Consider the following 21,176-nt stretch of genomic DNA (forward strand, 5'->3'; position numbering starts at 1 on the left):
CCATGGGCATTGTTTTAAAACAATCTTTTAAAAATACGATATTTATTTATCTCGGTTTTGTTATTGGAGGTATCAATACCCTTTTTTTATATACCCATTTTTTAGGAGGCAAATATTTTGGGTTAGCAACTTTCTTATTATCAACCTCTAATATTTTGATGCCATTAATTGCTTTGGGAGTTCATCATACAATTATCAAATTTTATTCAAGTTATTTTACGAAGGTTGAACAAGATAAATTTCTTACGTCTGTGTTGTTTTTACCTTTATTGGTGGCTATTCCAATGGGATATGTTGGGAATTTGTTTTACGAGGAAATTAGCAATTATTTGTCTATAAATAACCCAATTATCAAAAACTATACGTTTGTCATCTATTTAATTGCGTTTACATGTGCTTATTTTGAGGTGTTTTATGCATGGGCAAGAGTCCAATTTCATTCTGTTTTTGGGAATGTTTTGAAAGAATTATGGAATAGAGTTGTAGTGATGTTATTGCTTTTTGCAGTGTATTTTCAATGGATTTCAAAAGAAGATTTTATTTATTATTTGACAGGATTCTACTTTTTGAGAATGTTTGTGATGATGTCTTATGCGTTTTATTTGTATTTTCCCAAATTTACTTTTTCAAAACCTGAAAATTTTTCGGAGATTTTACGATATTCTCTGTACATCATCATGGCAGGAAGTGCAGGAGCCATCATTTTGGATATTGATAAATTTATGATTCCTGGTAAAGAGGCTATTGAGCAAGCGGCTTATTATTCTGTGGCTGTGTTTATTGGTTCCTTTATTGAAGCGCCCAGTAGAGCAATGATGAATATTTTACAACCCTTGACATCCAAAACATTGAATGAAGAAAATACTAAAGAAGTTGCTTCTTTGTATAAAAAAAGTTCTATTAATCTGCTATTAATCAGTGGTTTGTTTTTTGTTTTAATCAATGCAAATGTCAATCAATTGTTCAATTTATTGCCACAACAATATGCAGGAGGTGAATTAGTAGTTTTTATGATTTCGTTTGTAAAAATGTACAACGGATTTTTAGGGAATAATGGCGCAATTATCAATAATTCTAAATACTATAAAATCACGTTGCCCTATAGTTTTATGATGGCTATTTCTGTGTATGCTTTGAATACCCTTTTTTATTATCAACTGAATATGGGCACAGATGGTTTGGCATTAGCCACATTGATTGTCATTTTCTTTGCCAATACAGGAAAACTACTATTTGTAAAAAGAAAGTTTGCGATGACACCTTTTACAGATAAATCATGGAGTATGATTGGAGTTATTGCCATTTTGTATGTAGTTTTTAATTTCTGGGATTTTCCGTTACATGATATCTATCTCTGGAAAATTCCAATCCATCAAACCATCAATATTCTTTTAAAGAGTATTTTAATTACAGGAATTTATTTCTATTTGGTGATCAAATTGCAAATTTCAGATGAAATTTCGCGTCTTTCTAAACGATTTCAGAGATAACAATCCATAAAATCGGTCAATAAGTGAAAAAGTAACGCAAACGCAAGGATGTGTGTTTTTCTGAAAAACAATCCAATAACATATATTCCTGCTGCATAATACGTGTGTAAAGGATGAAAATTGATGCTACATCTGCTGCTGTCAAAAATTGGAGTTGCCAATAAATGATCCAAATCAATCAACATAGAAGCTAAGAAAATTAAGTATATTTTTTTCCAATTCTCTCTGAAAAAAAAGTAAGAAATTAAAAAAGGAACTACAATGTGAAGTCCGTAATGAATGATGAATTTTGCAGAAAACATCAGAAAAAACTTACGGCATTTGGACCTTCCATAAACAGCAAATCCAAGATGGATAAGTTTGGGATAAATCCATGTTTGTCATCAAACATTTGCGTGTATTTTTTGAATTCTCTCTCTGGCTGTAAATTTTTTTCTGCTAAAAATCGAAAATCATTTTCTGAAGTTTCTAAAGTGTAACTTTCTGTTTTTGAAATGGTTGTTTCAATTTGTAACGCATCAGCTATGAATAAAAAAGTATCCATATTGATGTCATGCAAAAATTTATATTTTTTATGAAAAAGTGGTGCAATGTCATCCTCAAAAAATTCAAAATAAGGAGAAACTCTGTAGGAAGCTTGTAAAGATTTAAAATGTTGATCTTGCCATGGAAAATCATTTTCAATAAGCGTATCTTTTGTTTTTTTTCTACCTTCTTTTTCGGAATGTTTTACAGGAATACTTAACAACTGTTTTCCATTGCTATTATAAATATAGCAACGATTTCGAAAGCTTTGTTTCTGGAAATTATCTTCCATTTCAAAAGTAATTTCATCAGATTTTACAATTTCTGCGTATTGAGAAATGGGCGAAAAATAGGTTGGAATAAATAATGACATTCTTTGAGTATTCAGTTTTCAGTATCAGTAAACAGTGTTAGTCTGCAATTAAGATGCTAACTGAAAACTGTGACTGTAACTGAAAACTATTTTTTAACTTTCTTTTTTCCTCTAAAATAACTCCATCCAATATACATTGCAATCAATGCAAAAACAACATATCTATAAGAAACGGGTTCTCCATCTCCATGAACTGTGGTAAATAGTCTGTCCCAACGAATTGATTTTAGTTTTGCACCAAAACTTGGAGCGTTTGCATCCCAACTAAACCAAACCATTACAGGCTTTCCAAGTACGTGGTCAAAAGGCACATACCCCCAATAACGCGCGTCTAAAGAATTGTGTCTATTGTCTCCAACCAACCAAAAATAATCTTGTTTAAAAGTGTAGGAATCCGCTTTTTTGCCATTGATAAAAATATCTTCACCATTTATTACCAAATCGTTATTTTCATAATTTTTGATAATTTGCGCATAAAAAGGCAATGATTCTGAGTCTAATTTTACAGTAGCTCCTGCTTTTGGGATGTAAATTGGTCCAAAATTATCTTGACTCCATTGCAATTTTTCAACATGAGGAAAAATGGCGTTGTCTGGGGCGTGATTTATTTTTGTAACGGAAACTGCCAAAGGATATTTTTTCAATCGATCAACTTCTTCTTGTGTTAAATTGATATTGATTTTTGTACTTACAGAACTCATTTTCAGACGCTCAGCTAAATCAGGGTTGATGCCACCAGCAACTTCTGTATATAAAGAATCTTGCCCGATTTTTGTCAAACTACCATTCTTTTTGATAGCCTCTTGTACTTTGTCATTTTCCCAATATTCAGACAAAATTCGGTAAACTCCTGTGCGTTCTTTTTCAAGTAAAAAAGCAGGAAATGTATTGGCATCAATAGGCGATTTTGATTCATAGGTATAATAAAACTGCAATTTTGCTCTGTAAGGCAATTCATTCTTTTTTCCATTGATATAGAAATATCCATCAATCATTTGCAAGGTATCACCAGCAATTCCCACACAACGTTTTACATAATTTGTCTTTTTATCAACAGGTTTGTAGGTAAATTTTCCTGAAGTATCTCCCCACATTGTTGCCAAAGAATCAGCAGGCCAATTGAAACAAACAATGTCATTGTTTTTGATTTTTTGCAATCCTGGCAAACGTAAATAAGGCAATTGTGGACTTTTTAAATACGATGCAGTTCCTGTAAACGGCAATGAATCATGAACCATAGGAGCTCCAATTACGGTAGATGGAACTCTTGCGCCATAATGAAATTTGCTTACAAACAAATAATCTCCCACCAATAACGATTTTTCAAGCGATGATGTTGGAATGGTAAATGGTTGCATAAAGTAGGTATGAACTAGTGTTGCAGCTATAATTGCAAAAGTGATGGAGCTAACCCATTCACCCAATTCAGATTGAGGTTTTAAACTTCTATCAGGATTGAATGTGGGATTTGTTCCATAATTGATGTAAAAAATATACAGTCCTAATGTTACAATGACCAACAATGAATCTATTTTTTTATAAAAACCAAAAGTTCTGATGGTTTCAATCCAAATAACGGGAAACATCAATAAATTGATAATTGGAATAAAAAGTAGGATAATCCACCATTTTGGACGCTTGATAATTTGCATTAAAACAATCCCATTATAAATAGGAATTGCTGCTTCCCAAGCTTTTCTACCTGCTTTTTGATACAGTTTCCATGTACCCAAAAAATGAATAATTTGAATCGCTAAAAAAAAGAGAAACCACTGAATAAAAGTCATAATCTATATTTTTGTTCCTAAAAAGGAAAATTTTACATTGTAATAAGGCGCAAAATAGCAAAAAAGTTACAGTTCTTAGCGAATGTTTAACACATCTTTCATAGAAAATACGCCCGTTTTTCCAACAATCCATTCTGCTGCAATGACAGCGCCCAAAGCAAATCCTTTTCTACTGTGTGCTGTATGTTTAATTTCGATAGTATCTACTTCAGATTTGTACCAAACAGTATGCGTTCCAGGCACATCAGGAATTCGTTTTGCGACAATTGGAATATTTTCAGCACTTGTTTTTTCTCCTAATTCCCAATTATTTTTTGAAGTATTTTGAATGATACCTTCAGCCAATGTAATGGCTGTTCCACTTGGCGCATCTAATTTTTGTGTGTGATGAATTTCTTCCATTGAAATTTGATACTCTTCCAAAGAACTCATCATTTTTGCCAATTGTTTGTTGAGTTCAAAAAAGATATTGACACCAACACTAAAATTGGATGCATATAAAAAAGCGCCCTTTTTTTTATGGCAAATTGCTACAGCTTCCTCATATTTCTCTAACCAACCTGTAGTTCCTGCAATGACAGGAACATTGTTTTCAATACAATTGGTAATATTATGAAATGCAGCATTTGGAACACTAAAATCAATAGCAACATCTGCTAAAGTGATGTCAATACTATCTTCCACATCTTTACTGATGACGATTTCGTGACCACGAGAAATGGCGATTTTTTCAATCTCTTTTCCCATTCTTCCATAGCCTAACAGTGCGATTTTCATACGTGTGAATTTTATTTCTTTGTAAACTTATTTTGGAAATCACCTTTTTTTAGTGATGATTTCATATCAAAAATTATATTTAAAAGTGAATCCAATACTAGGCGTTTCAATTCTGATTGGATCCATGATTAATTGTGGTTTTATAGTTAAGTTATCATCGGTGTTGAATTGTATTAGATGGGCATTTACACTTGCTTCCACAATTTGTAAAATGTATAAAATAACACCAGTCAACAATGACATATCTCTATTTTCGCGTAATTGTTCTTGGGCAGTTTCTAAAGTTTGTGTAGAAACAATTTCAACCCCATCAACTATAAATTCGTCTGGCAATCCATTTTTTCTAAGTCTGTAAGCATTTCTATAGCGTTTATAATCACTATTGTTGATTTGATAATAATACACTGGCAATGCCAAAGCTCCCCAAACAATGGGCGCTTTCCAATACTTTTTATTATAAATTTGCCCCATTCCAGGGAAAATTGCGGAATAAAATGCTGCTTTTGAAGGCGCTAGTGGATTGTAAACGTACGGTTTTTCTAATTTTTTTTTGGCGATTTTTTCCGTTTTCAAGGTGTCAATTCGCAGGGAATCAATTTGCGCAAAAAGACTTTCAGAAAAAATACTGAGAGAAAAAATAAGTATGAATGATTTTAAATTCACCTATTTTAATAAGTTTTTAATGCGATTAAAATCTTCTTCAGAATTGAAAGGAATATTGATTTTTCCTTTGCCATTAGCACTCATTACTACAGAAATTTTTTGACCAAAAAACTCACTCAAAGGTTTGATATTGTACTTTACAAAATCTGGAATTTGTTTCGTTTTTGGTTTTGAAACAGGTCCTGATTTTAAGTTTTTTACCAAATCTTCAGTTTGTCTTACAGAAAGTTCTTCTCTTAAAATGCGTTCATAAATTGCCAATTGGTCTTCTGTATTTTCAACATTGATCATGGCACGTCCATGTCCCATAGATATAAATCCATCACGCATTCCTGTTTGTAGAATGGGATCCAATTTCAACAATCGCAAATAATTGGTTACTGTGGATCTTTTTTTTCCAACTCTAGTGCTCAATTCTTCTTGAGTCAATTTGATTTCATCAATCAAACGTTGGTAAGAAAGTGCTACTTCAATGGGGTCTAAATTTTTTCTTTGAATATTTTCAACCAATGCCATTTCTAGCATTTCTTGGTCATTTGCAATTCGGATATAGGCTGGAATAGTGGTATTTCCAATTAATTTTGAAGCTCTAAAACGACGCTCTCCAGAAACCAATTGAAACTGATTTCCTTCCATTTTTCTGACAGTAATTGGTTGAATAACCCCTAATTCTTTAATAGAATTTCCTAATTCAATCAGCGATTCTTCATCAAAATACGTTCTTGGCTGAAAAGGATTTACATCAATCATACTCAATTCAATTTCAATAATTGAACCAATTAATTTGTCAGCATTTTTATCAGAAGCACTATTGATATTCGGTGTTTCTTGCAATAATGCTGATAATCCTCTTCCTAAAGCTTGTCTTTTGGTTGCTTTTGCCATTTTATGAATTCTTTTTTAAGATTTCTTGTGCCAAATTTAAATAATTTACTGCACCTTTACTAGTTGCATCAAATGCAATAATGGTTTCTCCATAACTTGGAGCTTCTCCTAAACGGGTATTTCTACTAATAATAGTGTCAAAAACCATACTCGAAAAATGTTTACGAACTTCATCAACTACTTGATTTGAAAGTCTTAAACGCGAATCAAACATCGTCAATAATAGCCCTTCAATATCTAATTGAGGATTGTGAATTTTTTGAACACTTTTAATAGTATTCAATAATTTCCCTAAACCTTCTAATGCGAAATATTCACACTGAATTGGAATCATCACTGAATCTGCAGCAACTAAGGCATTTAAAGTTGTCAAACCTAGAGAAGGAGCACAGTCTATCAAGATGTAATCATACTCTTTTTTGATGTCCATCAACGCTTTTTTTAGCATGTATTCACGATCTTCTTTGTCCACCAATTCAATTTCGATGGCAACCAAATCAATGTGTGCAGGAATTAAATCAACATTGGGCGAAGTTGTGGGTATTAAAGCATCTTTTGCGTCGCAAGTAAGTTCTAAAACTTGATAGGTGCCAATTTCAATAGTATCCACTTGAACACCCATTCCTGAAGTTGCATTTGCTTGAGGATCAGCATCAATCAAGAGCACTTTTTTTTCTAAAACACCCAAAGAAGCTGCCAGATTAACACAGGTTGTTGTTTTACCTACACCTCCTTTTTGATTTGCAATAGCAATTATTTTTCCCATAGAAATAATCTAATTATGAGTTGTAAAATTACAATTTATTCTGTTTTATTATCATGAAAGATGTTAATAAATAAATAAAAGCATAATGTATTGATTTTTTGTAATTTATACTTGAATAATAAAAGTTTCTGCATAATTAGGTTAACGAAAAAAAGAATTTTTTTAAACTTATTTGGGTGAGATTATATCTTTTTTTCAGGAATATTTTTCAAAACTTCTTGCAATAATTTCCAAAACTTTTGGGTGGATGAAATTTGTGCTCTTTCATCTGGGGAATGAGCTCCTTTGATATTGGGACCAAAGGAAATCATATCCATTTTTGGATAATTCTGCCCTAAAATGCCACATTCCAAACCTGCATGACAAGCCATTATTTTGGGTTCTTTTTCGAATAATTTGCAATACGTATTTGAAACGATTTGCAGTATTTCCGAATTCATATTTGGCAACCAGCCAGGATAGGCTCCTGAAAACTCTACTTCAAAACCCGCCAATTCAAAGGCAGCGCGAATAGAATTTGCCAAATCTAATTTGCTACTTTCCGAAGAAGAACGAGTCAAACAGCCCACTAAAATTTTTCCATTTTTTAGGTCAACTTTGGCAATATTATTAGAAGTTTCAACCAAACCCTCAACATCTGGACTCATTTTATACACGCCATTCAAAGCAGCATACATTGCTCTCAAAAAACCTTCCTGAACACCCAAATCAATAACACTTTTTGGTTGTGAAATTTCTTCAATTTGAATGGATAAATGGGGTTCAATTGTTGAAAACTCTTGTTTTATTTGGTTGATAAGTGTATTGGTCTCCGATAGAAAAAATGCTTTTGAACTCGAATTTACAACCACTTTCGCAAAACTTTCTCTAGGAATGGCATTGCGCAAACTACCTCCATTTATTGCTGAAATACGCAATCCAAAATTGGTAAAACCATCAAATAACAAGCGATTCATGATTTTGTTGGCATTTCCCAATCCTTTGTGAATATCCATTCCTGAATGACCTCCTGTTAAACCAGTTATTGAAATGGAAAATGAATTTGTGTTTTCGGGAATTTCTTCTTCTTCATAAATTCTTGTAGCTGTGACATCCAAACCTCCTGCACAACCAATTCCAATTTCATCATCTTCCTCCGTATCTAAATTCAATAAAATATCTCCTGCTAAAGTATTGGCATTCAAATTCATAGCACCTGTCATTCCTGTTTCTTCGTCAATCGTAAACAACGCTTCAATTGTTGGGTGAATGATTGTTTTTGAAGATAAAATTGCCATAATTGCAGCAACTCCCAAACCATTGTCTGCCCCTAACGTGGTGCCTTTTGCTTTCACCCAATCACCCTCCACAAACATATTGATTCCTTGTTCTTCAAAATTAAATTCAGTAGTGGCATTTTTTTGATGCACCATGTCTAAATGTCCTTGCAAAACAACCGTTTTCTTGTCTTCCATTCCATGTGATGCTGGTTTTTTGATGATGACATTTCCAACAGCATCAACAATTGTTTCAAGTTGTTGTTTTTTGCCAAAATCCACCATAAATTGAATGATTTTTTCTTCTTTTTTTGATGGACGAGGAACTGCATTCAAATCAGCAAAATGAGACCAAACTTCTGTTGGTTCACTATTTTTTATATCTTGATTCATGGAAAAATGGTGTTTTTTTAATTGTCAAAAATACGACTATTATGAACTAAAAAAAAGCCTTCATATAGAAGGCTTTTCAAATTAATAGAGGATTTACTTGAAGTAGATAATCACTTCATCTATATTTTTTCGAACCTTTTTGAGGTCTTTCATATAATCTTCTTGAGCTCTAAAACCAACAGGCAATACCAATACTGATGTTAAATTTAGTTCATTCAATTGTAAAACTTCATCATATTTTTCAGGAACAAAACCTTCCATTGGACAAGAATCTATTTGTTCAAGTGCGCAAACAGTCAATAAATTTCCTAACGCCAAATAGGCTTGATTTTTGTTCCAAATAAGCAATTCTTCTTGTGTTTTTTTTGCTATTTCAGCAGTTAAAAATTGTTTAAATGGATGGGTAATTTCATCAGGAGTATTTCTGATTTTTTGAACCAATTCAAAATAATTTTCTACCTCTTTAGAAGTGTAACTTTTTGGTACACAAATAACGAATACATGAGAAGCGTCCAACACTTGTTTTTGATTCCAAGAATATGCAACCAACTCTTCTTGGATTTTTTTATTACTGATGATTGCCAATTTTACAGGTTGTAATCCATACGAAGTGGCTGTTAAATTGAAGGCATTTTTTAAAGTTTCAATTTGTTTTTCTGATAAAAATTTCTCTTTATCAAACTTTTTAACGGCATAACGCCATTCTAAACTTTCTATAATGTTCATTTTCTTTATTTTTTCGCAAAAGTATACCAATCTTTTCCTTCATTTTTTTGAATTCTATTGGTAAAATTGATGAGTGAATAAATTTTTCAGTATCTTCATGCAAAAAAAAATGAAAGAGGAATTTTTATACTACGTTTGGCAATATCAGTTGTTTTATACATCGACTTTAAAATCAGTACATCATCAAGAAATAAATGTCCTCAAGTTTGGAGTTCAAAATAAAAATTCAGGCCCAGATTTTTTAAATGCACATATTAAAATGGGTGATGAAACTTGGGTTGGCAATGTTGAAATGCACGTAAAATCTTCAGATTGGTATGTGCACAATCATGAAAATGATTCCAATTATGATGCTGTAATTTTGCATGTAGTTTGGGAACATGATGTGGAGGTATTTACGAAAAACAATCAACCAATTCCTACGTTAGAATTGAAAAATTATATTGATAAAGAATTGATTATCAACTATAATGGACTTATAAATGATTCTAAAAGATGGATTCCTTGCGAACAACAAATTCATCAAATGGAACCATTTTTAGTACATAATTGGTTGGAAAGATTGTATTTTGAGCGATTAGAACATAAGTCTGAATTTATAAAAGAATTGTTGCAAGAAATAAATTTTGATTTTGAATCCGTTCTTTTTAGGTTGCTTGCCAAAAACTTTGGATTGAAAATAAATGGAGAAGGATTTTTCAAACTGGCAAGTTCTTTAGATTTTTCAATCATTCAAAAAGTTCGTTTTGATGAAATTCAATTGTCAGCCTTACTTTTTGGACAAGCTGGTTTTTTAGAGGATGAACTTGAAATTCCTTTTCACAAACAATTGCGAACAGAATATCAGTATTTGAAACACAAATATCAATTGCAATCCATTCATAAAAATAATTTTCAGTTTTTTAGGATGCGTCCTCCCAATTTTCCTACAATCCGTTTGGCACAATTGATAAATTTGATTTTTCAACAGCAGCATTTGTTTTCTAAAATCATCGAAATTGATCAAAAAGAGGATTTTTACAAACTATTTAATGTGGAGGTTTTGGACTTTTGGAAAACACATTTTACATTTGAAACAACCTCAAAAAAAAGCCCCAAAAAACTCACAAAATCTTTTGTGGATTTGTTATTGATAAACACCATTATTCCATTAAAATTTATCTATTTACAAACCAAAACGGACTTTGACGAAGAAACAATTTTGCGATTGATACAACAAATTACTCCTGAAAAAAATGCTATTATTGAAGGCTTTGAAGGTTTACACATCACTGCAAAAAATGCCATGGAAAGTCAGGCTTTGATTGAGTTAAAAAACAACTATTGCACAAAGAAACGCTGTTTACAATGTGCAATAGGGATTAAATTGGTAAGAAATTAATCGATTAACTTTTTGGGTGAAATTATTTTAGTCAATATACATAAAGCTTTTTTTGCCACGAATTCACTAATTTTTACTAATTCATCATCACAATTTTTTTCATCTTTGATGAAAAATTTGAATTTATTAGATTTTATAGACTCAATAAATTCGTGAATTCGTGGCAAACTATTTTTAATATTCAATCACATCCAACAGATTCGATTATTTTGGATCTAAAATTTTGTTGATTTTCTCTAAGCAATCTGCATAATGATATTTAGATATTTTGTTGATATACCTACTTTTAGCAATCGTTAATTGAATTTTCATGGTGTCCAATTCTCCTCTTACAATTGATGGAATATCCGTGTTTTGTAAGTTTTTATTTGACATTAAAACACCCATTTTTTCAATGAATGCTTTTTGTAAATTTCTTCTAAAAAGGTCTACATTACTGGTATAATTAGCTTCTGAGAAAATACCATTTTTTAATTCTCTAAACATATCTTCCACTGGATAAAAATCTTTTTGAATGACGGAAGCATCTAACATTCTTTTCAATCGTGATTCATTTAAAAGTGCATTCAATTGTCGGTTTTGTAAATTCAGCATATTTGTAGTGTAGCCACTTTCGTTGATATTGGCTAAAATATTTTTATCTAGTAACCAATCTTGCGTTTCAAATACATTTTTCAGCAGCCATTGCAACGATTCTTGTTGTTTTGCTTTAGTAACATACTCGTAAACAACTCCAGATTCCATCGGTTTTTTATTGAATTCATACACACCTCCAATATTTCCAGCAACATGACCTGCATATCTGCTCCAAACTCCCAGTAATTCATCATACAATTCTGATAAATCTTCGTAATTATTGGTTTTGTCAGAAGTCCATTTTGATAAATTCTGAGCTACGATTTTCAGGTTTTTTATTCCGTAAGTGGAGGCTTTCACTTGGTCATTTCCTACACTTTCTGTTTGAGCTGATGGGTCAAATGATTCACCTCCAAATCTGTAAATTGGATTATTTGCTTTGTCTGAAATCCATGTATCTAGGGTTTTTACTTCCTCTTCAGGGTTTTTTACATTCGGAATTTTACGATAACCCCAATTGATGGCATAGTGGTCATAAGGCCCCATTTGTCTGATAAAACGAATATTTTTATCTCCAGGTTGTGCCACATAATTGTAACGAGCATAATCCATAATGGTTGCAGCAATGCCATATTTTTGAGTGAAATTTCCTGAACGCAAAGAATCAACAGGATATGCATAGCTAGCAGCCATATTGTGAGGCAATCCCAAAGCATGACCAATTTCATGTGCGATGACCATACGCATCATTTCACCAATTTCTTCATCAGGAGTATCTAAAGTTCTTGCTGATGGATTTGCAGCGCCTGTTTCTAACAAATAACGATTTCTATACGAACGCAAATGATTGTGATACCAAATAATATCGCTTTCTATAATTTCGCCTGAACGTGGGTCAGAAACACTTGGTCCAACTGCATTTCTTGTGGTGCTTGCTACATATCTGATGGACGAATAACGAATATCTTCCATGCTAAATTCGGGATCTTCTTCTTTTGTTGGAGGCATTTTTGCGACAATCGCATTTTTAAATCCAGCAGTTTCAAAGACTTTTTGCCAATCATCCACACCTTGTTTGATGTATTTTCTCAATTTTATTGGAGTTGCTGGGTCTAAATAATACACAATTTGTTTTTTAGGTTCCACCAATTCTCCACGATTGTAAGCGGCTTCGTCTTTGGGTTCCAAACGCCAACGTCTGATGTATCTTTTTTCATCCGCTTTCAACGCTTCTGAACTATAATCAACATTTCCAATGGAAAAATAACCAACTCTTTTGTCATAAATTCTAGGCATCATCGGTTTTTCGGGCAATAAAATCATGGATTGATTTACGCTCATTGTGATGGTTCCTGCAGCAGCATTGCTTGGAGGAGCATCAGCTTCAAACGTAAAATCTTGCACAACTTCAATATTCTCAGGATAACTTTTGATACTGTTGATAAAACTTCTGGATGGATCTAATCTTCTGACTTTGTATTGAGTTCTGAATGAGGTTGACAAAGCTGAAATTGCTTTTACATCTGTTGAAAAAAACGAAGTTACATCCACCAAAACTGCTGTAGAATCGTTGTTTTGACTTTTGATGTCAAACGCATAAATAATCGGTTCTAAATTATTGGCTTTTACGGATTTGTAAATAGGCAAGGAGTCATTGGCAATGGCATTGTATGATTTTACTTTCAATAAAATCTTATTTTTATAGTGTTCCCAAACAACCACTTGCGTGTTGGTTTTTGAGCCAGCGTTTACATATCCACCACCCAAACCAGAAGGCAATTCTCTGATACGCGTAACTAACAACATTTCTTTGCCAAAATACGATGTTGGAATTTCGTATAAATAGGAATCTTTATTTTCATGAACAGTGAATAATCCTTTGTCAGAAATTGTATTTTTGGTGACAAAATCACTGTAACTTGGGGATTTCTTTTTAGGAGGAGTTGAAATTACCTCTTGGTTTTTGTCTTTTGATTTTTTTCTTTGGGCGTTTATTTCAGAGTTAAAAATAGCTCCTAAAATAAACAAAAAGAGTAGAATATTTTTCATGTTTGATTTGATTAGAAAATTAAAACGTCTAAAATAAGAAAAACTACTTCTAGTTTTAATAATTGACTTGTTAAAAAAAATCCCAATCAATTTTGATTGGGATTTAGTCATTTATGAATTGCTATTTTAATACAAACTCTTAAATTTTTCAGGATTTGCCTCATGCATTATTTCATACACTTTTTCAAAAATATCCTCTGTAGAAGGTTTTGAAAAATAGTCACCATCAGTGCCATAAGCAGGTCTGTGTGCTTTTGCAGAAAGTGTAGCTGGTTTACTATCTAAATACAAATACCCATTTTGAGTTTCTACAATTTCCTGTAAAATATAGGCAGTTGCTCCTCCAGGAACATCTTCATCAACGACTAATAGCTTATTGGTTTTCATCAAACTTTTTACACAATCGTGATTCAAATCAAAAGGCAATAAACTCTGAGCATCTATAATTTCTACATCAATACCCACTTGTTGCAATTCTTTGGCAGCTTCTTCCACCAAACGTAATGTTGAACCATAAGAAACAATGGTCATATCTGATCCTTTTTTGATGGTTTCAACAACACCAATAGGCGTTTTAAATTCACCAAGATTAGTGGGTAATTCTTCTTTCAAACGATACCCATTCAAACATTCAATGACCAAAGCAGGATCATCACCTTCTAACAACGTGTTGTAAAATCCGGCAGCTTTTGTCATGTTTCTTGGAACCAAAACATGAATACCTCGTAAACTATTGATAATTGCTCCTAAAGGTGACCCTGCATGCCAAATTCCTTCCAATCTGTGCCCACGAGTTCTTACAATTAAAGGCGCTTTTTGTTTGCCAAAAGTTCGATAACGCAAGGTTGCCAAATCATCACTCATGATTTGAAGCGCATATAACAAATAATCCAAGTATTGAACTTCAGCAATTGGACGCAAACCACGCATTGCCAAGCCAATTCCTTGACCAATAATAGTTGCTTCTCTAATACCAGTATCCGAAATTCGGAGTTTTCCAAATTTTTCTTGCAATCCTTCTAAACCTTGATTTACATCGCCAATAAAACCTGCATCTTCGCCAAAAATCAATACTTCTGGATGTTTTTCAAGTAGGGCATCAAAATTATCTCTCATGACAATTCTACCATCCACACTATTTTTTTCTTGAGAAAACGTAGGAAGAGTTTCAGCAATTTTTAAAACGCTATTTTCTTCATTATTTGTTAGATGAGAAGAATATTTATCAAAAGCAGTTGCTATGGATGATTTTATAAATTGTTTTAATGCTGATTTTTCAGCAAAATCTTCGTCTTTTAAATAGCGTAAACATTTTCTAGAAATAGACAGCACATCTTTTCTGGTAGGCTCTACAAGTGCTTCTAAATCAGTTTTATATTTATTGATAAATGCGCTATTTTTACTTTTTTTAGCTGCATTTTCTAATAATTTTACAGCTTGAGAAAGTTCTGCTTTTATTTCGTTTAAATAAGCATTCCAAGCATCTCTTTTAGCGTTGGCTACTTCTTTTTTCGCATCTTTTTCAATAAGAATCAATTCTTCTTCAGAATCTACAAAACGTAAAACTTCCCCATTTTCTGTTTCCAACTCAAAATCTAAAATCCACTCACGCATTTTGGTGATACAATCATGGTCTTTTTCCCATTCCAAACGCTCTTTTTCTTTGTATCGTTCATGAGAACCAGAGGTTGAATGCCCTTGAGGTTGCGTCAATTCTTTTACATGAATCAATACAGGAACGTGTTCTTCACGAGCTATTTTAGCCGCTTTTTGATACACATCCATCAATTGCACATAATCCCAACCATTCACCACAATGATTTCATACCCTTTGTGTGTTGAATCTCGTTGAAATCCTTTTAAAATTTCTGAAATACTTTCTTTGGTAGTTTGATATTTTGCATGAACAGAAATTCCATATTCATCATCCCAAACACTCATTACCATGGGAACTTGTAGCACTCCTGCAGCATTGATGGTTTCAAAAAATAAACCTTCACTTGTACTTGCGTTTCCAATAGTTCCCCAAGCAACTTCATTTCCATTGATGGAGAAATGGGTGTTTTTTTGAACACTTTTTTCGTTTCTATATATTTTGGATGCTTGCGCTAATCCTAACAAACGCGGCATTTGACCTGCAGTTGGTGAAATATCAGCACTTGAATTGTATTGTTTTGTCAGGTTTTTCCAACTTCCATCTTCATGTAAACTATGCGTTGCAAAATGGCCTCCCATTTGTCTTCCTGCGGACATTGGATCTGCATTGATATCTGCGTGAGCGTATAAACCTGCAAAAAATTGTTGTGCAGTCAATTCACCAAGTGCCATCATAAAGGTTTGATCTCGGTAATATCCTGATCTAAAATCTCCTTTTTTAAACGCTTTTGCCATGGCTAATTGTGGCACTTCTTTTCCATCACCAAAAATTCCAAACTTGGCTTTTCCTGTTAAAACTTCACGTCTGCCTAACAAACTGCATTCTCTGCTAATCTTTGCGATTTTATAATCGTTCAAAACTTCTTTTTTAAAATCATTGAATGATATTTCTTTGGAAGTAGCAGTATTTGTTTCTTGCAACATATATTTTAATTTTAACAGCAACAAATATAAAATTTTTTAATCGATATTTAAAAATATATGCAAAAATTAAGAATTTGATAATATTTATAACAAATTTTAAATTATTGTTGTAAAATATATAATAAAAACCGATTTGTTTGAATTTACAGAATTCCTCTCCTTATAAAGTTAAAAATAGCATTTAAATCAGCAGTGAACGTAAATCGAATTTTTTCTTGATAATTTCCTTGTGAAATTTCCCAACCATTATTGGAGTATAAAGGAAAATAAACTTCCAAGATTTGATGCACAAAATTCAAACGGATTCCGTTGTTGTAAGCAAAATAAACAGGAGAATTTCTACTTTTTAAAAAGGCAACATCGTTATAAAATTCAACCCATTTCCACAATCCAAAACTGGAATTGAATGACGCCATAAATTGATTGGCAAATCTTGTTGGCAATACTGATTTGAATCCTCCTTCAGCAATGATAAATTGTTGACTAAATATTCCTGAATCTTCAGAACGCCCAAAATAATTGAGTTGAAATAAGTAGTCATTGGCTCTGTCTAAACCAAAACTAAAATAGTCTCCAGTCGTTTTATTGCTTAAAAAAGTACCCACAAAAAGTCTGAAATCAAGCTGAGTGTCTGAAGTTGTTAATGAACGAAAGCGAATATCTGCTGCAATTTTTGAGAAATTCTGAGCAATTTCTGCACTGAAATTATATCGAAATTCTTTGATAATATCAGGATTGATAAAACTGTAATTGATGCTTAACACATTGTAATTATCTTGATCTGTTTTGATAGTATTTGGCGAAACTTCTTTATCAATATGAACCATTCGTGCACTTAAAATTTCGGAAGTAGCATCTCTTAAATCTTTTCTTTTAAATTCCATGTTTACAAATGGCATTAAAGATTTATAAGATAAATTTGGTGCATAATCCAAAGTCAATCCAGCAATACCATAACGAATTCTGTAAATGGAAGTTTCTTCAAAATATTGATTTAATAATACTGAAAATTGACCAATTACAGTTCCGCTATTTGTAGCATAAGCAGGCGCAATTGAAGCTTCTAAATTTCTTTTTATTAGAGGTTTGTTATGTAATCTAACACCCAATATTATTCCATTGTAAAAGTTATAACTGATATTTGGTTGGTAAAAAAGTTGATTGTAGTATGGGTCATCAATATCTTTAATCAAGTTGAATTTTAAGGGTTTATTGAATATTTTTTTCTCTAAACTTTTCCAATTATCAAGTGTATTCAGCTCTGGATAGGTATTTTCATAATTCAATGCAACTTTGTTGATGTTTTGATTGGGAATATTTACTGTTGTTGTGTCATCAATATTTGTAAACCATTTTTTAAAGATAATTTCTTTATCGTTCAAACCATACAATAATACTGGAGTTGTGATATTCCGTTTGTTTCTAATAGTTACTTTTAAACTGTCTTTTTCAACAAAAACATCGTCAATTGTGTAGTCGATTTTTTTATTGGTTTTTATGAAATCTTCAAAAAACCAATCTAAATTTTTGGTCGTTTTTTTTGTAATAATTTCCTTAAAATCAGCAGTAGAAATTAGTTTTGTACTTTTCTCTTGATACAATTCTTTGATACTGCTATTCAAAATAGAATCTCCCAAATAATTCTTTAAATACTTTATCGCCAAACCAGCTTTGTATTTATTCGCAATTTTTCGATTGAAATTTGACAAAGAATCTACAGGGGTATCTAAAGCTTGATCTAAAAATTGTCTGGAAACAAATTGATAAATTAATGGATATTTTTCATTGAATTTCAATTTAGAAATATTGAAATTTTTCAAATACCATTTCTCCGAAATTTTCCCCAATAATTTCATTTCTGGATAATACGTTTCAATATATTCAATAATCAAATAGTTTTGAATTCCATCCATAAGCCAATATTCTTCTCTTAAATTTAGAAACATTCTATTCTCTAAATAAGCTATTGACAAGGCTTTGAAAAGCGTAATATCCCATTTGAATTCCTCAGAAAATGGACGAATAAAACTTGGCAGTTGACTCAATCCAACTATTGGATTTTTATCTTGAGTAATTTTATCGATGTAAATTTCTTTATGTGGATATTTTCCTAAATATTTTTCAATGAAAAGAAGCTCCCGACTTAAAATATCAACACATTTTGTGTCTTCAATTTTATCATTTAAAACATCCGTATAAATGGCTACATCATTGACTTGATAGGTTTTCAGTTGCGCAGTTTTATTGAAAGATAAAATGACATTCGTTTTGTTTTTTCCAACCAAATAATAATCGGTTTTATGCTCATTTTTGGTTTCGTATTGATACAAATTGCTTTCTAAAACATAGGGTTTTGGAACCTGAATTTCGATGGTAAAATCGGTAGTATTTTCAAATAAATCATCTGTATTTAGATTGCTCATCAATTTCCATTCATTTTGAAAAATGGCTGGAGTCATATACCAAAATCGAAGGTGATATCCTGTTTTTGTTTTGCCATAATTGGTAAACTTTGCATCTGGAATTTTTAAACTATAAGTAATAGTAATGATTCTTTTTTCAGATGGCTTTAAGGGTGTATTTAATTGAATATCAATAATATCAGCTTGTTTTGGAACTTCATTAAAAACAACATTTTCAAAATCAACCGTTAAATTTTTAATGGTTGTAAAGCCAATTTCTTCTGGTTTTGCAAAGTATAATTCTTTTTTAAAATCTTTAATCAGTCTTTTTGATAAAGGTGTTTTTCGGCTGCTAAAACTATTTCCCCAATTGTGTAAATATATATGAGTAAAAATAGAATCTGATTGATTGTGGAATACAATTTCTTGTTGAATTTGCAATTCATCTTTTTCGGGATTAAAAATGCCTTTTATAGCAATTGAGTTATTTTGAGCTAGTGAAATTACTGAGCACAAAAAGCACAAAATCAATATGTTATAACGATTTTTCAAATTATATTTTCACGAATTTTAAAGGCTTAAAACCATTGATTTTTAAATAATAAATTCCTTTTGCATAAGAATTTATTGCTATTTTAAACGTTGATTTAGAACTGTTTTTAAGTTCAAAAACAATTTGCCCTAATTGATTATAAATTACAAATGATTGTATTTCTTCGGCTAAATGTAAACTTAAATAATCAGAAACCAAATTTGAACCCAAAATTTTAACAGGATTGCTATTTTTTGAAATTGACAATACATTTTGAGGTGTTTCTAATTCTAACGAAATGGGCAAATGATCACTAAAATTATACAAAGCTTCTCTTAAATTTTGAGAATATTCTCCAGAACAATTTGGATTGCTAACAAACGAATTGTAGCAATTTCCATTATTTCCAATAGTTTTATAACTGTTTTCAACAAAATACAATTCAGGATTTGAAGTCAAATTTTCAGAAATCATAATGAAATCAAATCGATCATCCATACCACCTCCAGCACCATCACCATTTAGTTGCGAAGTTCTAGTAGATTGAGAATGGATATCAGAAAATGAAGAATTATTCCAGAAATAGGTGCTATTGAAATTGTTTTCATCAAAATAATCAATACCATTTTCGGGAAAAGTGGGGCAAAGTCTGTTGATTGGATCCATCATTTTAATCGGATTTGAAGCATCAATCAATTGTAAAAATCCTTCTTCATTGCTGGTGTAAAAGTTAAAATCACCTGCAAATAAAATGGGTGTATTACTTGGAAATCTGTTCAATACATGTACAAATTTTTTCACTGATTCTAATCTACTCATTCTGTTTTCAAATCCTTGAGATGCTTTTAAGTGAGTAACAAAAACTTCTATTTTGATAGGATTTGTTTCGCTATTTTCAGTATTGATTTTAAACGTATAATGATTGATATCTCTCACGTTTGTTGTGATGACTTCATCTGCTTCTAATATAAGTTTGTCTGCATTATAATACACTGTTTGCACCAAATCTTTTGCTGGAGATTGTACATTTTTGAAAGGTGCTTTTTTAAAATTGGAATTGAAAGAAAGAATCGCATTTTCAAAAAGATACTCAGAAGCTGGCTCATTTTTGATTTCACAAATCATCAATACATCTGGCTGAGTTGCCTCTAAAATTGTTTTTAGATAAGGTGTTTTTTCTTGACTTACAATGTCAATTGTATAATTTAAGGTGTTGTAAAATAACGTTTTTATTCTTGTTTGAGAAATCAAACAAGAACTCAACATCACTAAAAAAACAACGAGCTGTTTTCTTAAAAAGTGCATTAAAAGTTTGGTTTTAACTTGTACTTCTCGTAGAATTTATTAAAATGTTCTACAGCTTCATCAGCAGTATCCACCAATCTAAAAAAATTTAAATCTTCTTCTTTGATATTTCCTTCAGCAATGAGCGTTTCATGCAACCAATCAATTAATCCACCCCAAAATTTCTTTCCAACCAAAACAATTGGAAAACGCCCAATTTTTTTTGTTTGAATTAAGGTAATTGCTTCAAAAAGTTCGTCCATAGTTCCAAATCCTCCAGGCATGACTACAAATCCTTGAGAATATTTGACGAACATCACTTTTCGAACAAAGAAATAATCAAAATCCAAACTTTTTCCACGATCAATCCAAGGATTGTCATGCTGCTCAAAAGGCAATTCAATATTTAAACCAACAGATAATCCTTTTCCTCTGTTGGCACCTTTATTTCCAGCTTCCATAATTCCTGGACCACCACCAGTAATGACTCCAAAACCACTTTGAGTTAGTTTGAACGCAATTTCTTCTGCCAAAATATAATATGGATTTTCAGGTTTTGTTCTTGCGGAACCAAAAATGGAGACACAAGGACCAATTTTACTCAACGTTTCATATCCAGCTACAAACTCAGCCATGATTTTAAAAATGGCCCACGAATCGTTTGTTTTTATTTCATTCCAGGTTTTTTGTTGGAGTCTTTCTCTTATTTTTCTATCTTCATTTGTCATATA

16 protein-coding genes are annotated in these 21,176 nt (G+C 31.8%); 2 read left to right on the forward strand and 14 right to left on the reverse strand.

The features are described 5' to 3' along the window. Positions 1–2: 2 nt before the first annotated feature. Positions 3–1,490 carry a lipopolysaccharide biosynthesis protein gene (locus tag IU405_RS05825; protein WP_197437674.1) on the forward strand — a complete coding sequence of 496 codons (1,488 nt, stop codon included), beginning with the start codon at positions 3–5 and terminating at the stop codon, positions 1,488–1,490. On the opposite strand, the gene IU405_RS05830 is transcribed toward IU405_RS05825, so the two are convergent. The 9 genes from IU405_RS05830 to IU405_RS05870 form a co-directional block, all read right to left on the reverse strand. Further along, positions 1,481–1,792 (reverse strand): DUF6122 family protein, encoded by a 312-nt coding sequence (locus tag IU405_RS05830; protein WP_197437675.1) that lies wholly within the window; start codon positions 1,790–1,792, stop codon positions 1,481–1,483. The two genes, IU405_RS05825 and IU405_RS05830, sit on opposite strands and share 10 nt — an antisense overlap. Next, complete coding sequence (locus tag IU405_RS05835; RefSeq protein WP_197437676.1) at positions 1,792–2,388, reverse strand: WbqC family protein; 597 nt, start codon at positions 2,386–2,388, stop codon at positions 1,792–1,794. The genes IU405_RS05830 and IU405_RS05835 overlap by 1 nt, the downstream gene beginning before the upstream one ends. Positions 2,389–2,474: 86 nt before the next feature. Then, positions 2,475–4,175 (reverse strand): signal peptidase I, encoded by a 1,701-nt coding sequence (gene lepB / locus IU405_RS05840; RefSeq protein ID WP_197437677.1) that lies wholly within the window; start codon positions 4,173–4,175, stop codon positions 2,475–2,477. 75 nt (positions 4,176–4,250) lie between these two features. Next, entirely contained in the window at positions 4,251–4,952 is a 702-nt protein-coding gene (gene dapB / locus IU405_RS05845) for a 4-hydroxy-tetrahydrodipicolinate reductase (protein ID WP_197437678.1), read from the reverse strand. A gap of 66 nt (positions 4,953–5,018) precedes the next feature. Beyond that, on the reverse strand, positions 5,019–5,525 hold the full coding sequence (locus tag IU405_RS05850; RefSeq protein ID WP_231749568.1) for a DUF5683 domain-containing protein: 507 nt from the start codon (positions 5,523–5,525) through the stop codon (positions 5,019–5,021). Positions 5,526–5,615: 90 nt separating this feature from the next. Continuing rightward, positions 5,616–6,500 carry a ParB/RepB/Spo0J family partition protein gene (locus tag IU405_RS05855; RefSeq protein WP_197437680.1) on the reverse strand — a complete coding sequence of 295 codons (885 nt, stop codon included), beginning with the start codon at positions 6,498–6,500 and terminating at the stop codon, positions 5,616–5,618. Position 6,501: 1 nt separating this feature from the next. Further along, entirely contained in the window at positions 6,502–7,266 is a 765-nt protein-coding gene (locus IU405_RS05860) for a ParA family protein (protein ID WP_197437681.1), read from the reverse strand. Between the two features lie 182 nt (positions 7,267–7,448). Beyond that, a complete protein-coding gene (locus IU405_RS05865) occupies positions 7,449–8,915 on the reverse strand; it encodes an aminoacyl-histidine dipeptidase (protein ID WP_197437682.1) in 1,467 nt (488 codons plus the stop codon). 93 nt (positions 8,916–9,008) lie between these two features. Next, a complete protein-coding gene (locus IU405_RS05870; protein WP_197437683.1) occupies positions 9,009–9,641 on the reverse strand; it encodes an NAD(P)H-dependent oxidoreductase in 633 nt (210 codons plus the stop codon). Positions 9,642–9,750: 109 nt separating this feature from the next. Here IU405_RS05870 and IU405_RS05875 point away from each other — a divergent pair, with 109 nt between their 5' ends. Continuing rightward, a complete protein-coding gene (locus IU405_RS05875) occupies positions 9,751–11,022 on the forward strand; it encodes a DUF2851 family protein (RefSeq protein ID WP_197437684.1) in 1,272 nt (423 codons plus the stop codon). A 204-nt stretch (positions 11,023–11,226) separates the two neighbouring features. On the opposite strand, the gene IU405_RS05880 is transcribed toward IU405_RS05875, so the two are convergent. The 5 genes from IU405_RS05880 to IU405_RS05900 all read right to left on the reverse strand — a co-directional run bounded on the left by IU405_RS05880 (position 11,227) and on the right by IU405_RS05900 (position 21,173). Next, on the reverse strand, positions 11,227–13,647 hold the full coding sequence (locus IU405_RS05880; protein ID WP_197437685.1) for a zinc-dependent metalloprotease: 2,421 nt from the start codon (positions 13,645–13,647) through the stop codon (positions 11,227–11,229). Positions 13,648–13,773: 126 nt separating this feature from the next. After that, positions 13,774–16,227, reverse strand: a complete 2,454-nt coding sequence (locus IU405_RS05885) for a thiamine pyrophosphate-dependent enzyme (RefSeq protein WP_197437686.1) — start codon at positions 16,225–16,227, stop codon at positions 13,774–13,776. A gap of 143 nt (positions 16,228–16,370) precedes the next feature. Then, complete coding sequence (locus IU405_RS05890; RefSeq protein ID WP_231749570.1) at positions 16,371–19,160, reverse strand: aminopeptidase; 2,790 nt, start codon at positions 19,158–19,160, stop codon at positions 16,371–16,373. A 22-nt stretch (positions 19,161–19,182) separates the two neighbouring features. Next, the gene (locus IU405_RS05895; protein ID WP_197437687.1) at positions 19,183–20,466 is read right to left on the reverse strand and encodes a T9SS type A sorting domain-containing protein; all 1,284 of its coding nucleotides are present in this window, start codon (positions 20,464–20,466) and stop codon (positions 19,183–19,185) included. Then, complete coding sequence (locus tag IU405_RS05900) at positions 20,466–21,173, reverse strand: TIGR00730 family Rossman fold protein (RefSeq protein ID WP_197437688.1); 708 nt, start codon at positions 21,171–21,173, stop codon at positions 20,466–20,468. The genes IU405_RS05895 and IU405_RS05900 overlap by 1 nt, the downstream gene beginning before the upstream one ends. Between the last annotated feature and the right edge of the window lie 3 nt (positions 21,174–21,176).

The organism is Polaribacter sp. BAL334 (assembly GCF_015767435.1).
Taxonomy (GTDB): domain Bacteria; phylum Bacteroidota; class Bacteroidia; order Flavobacteriales; family Flavobacteriaceae; genus Polaribacter.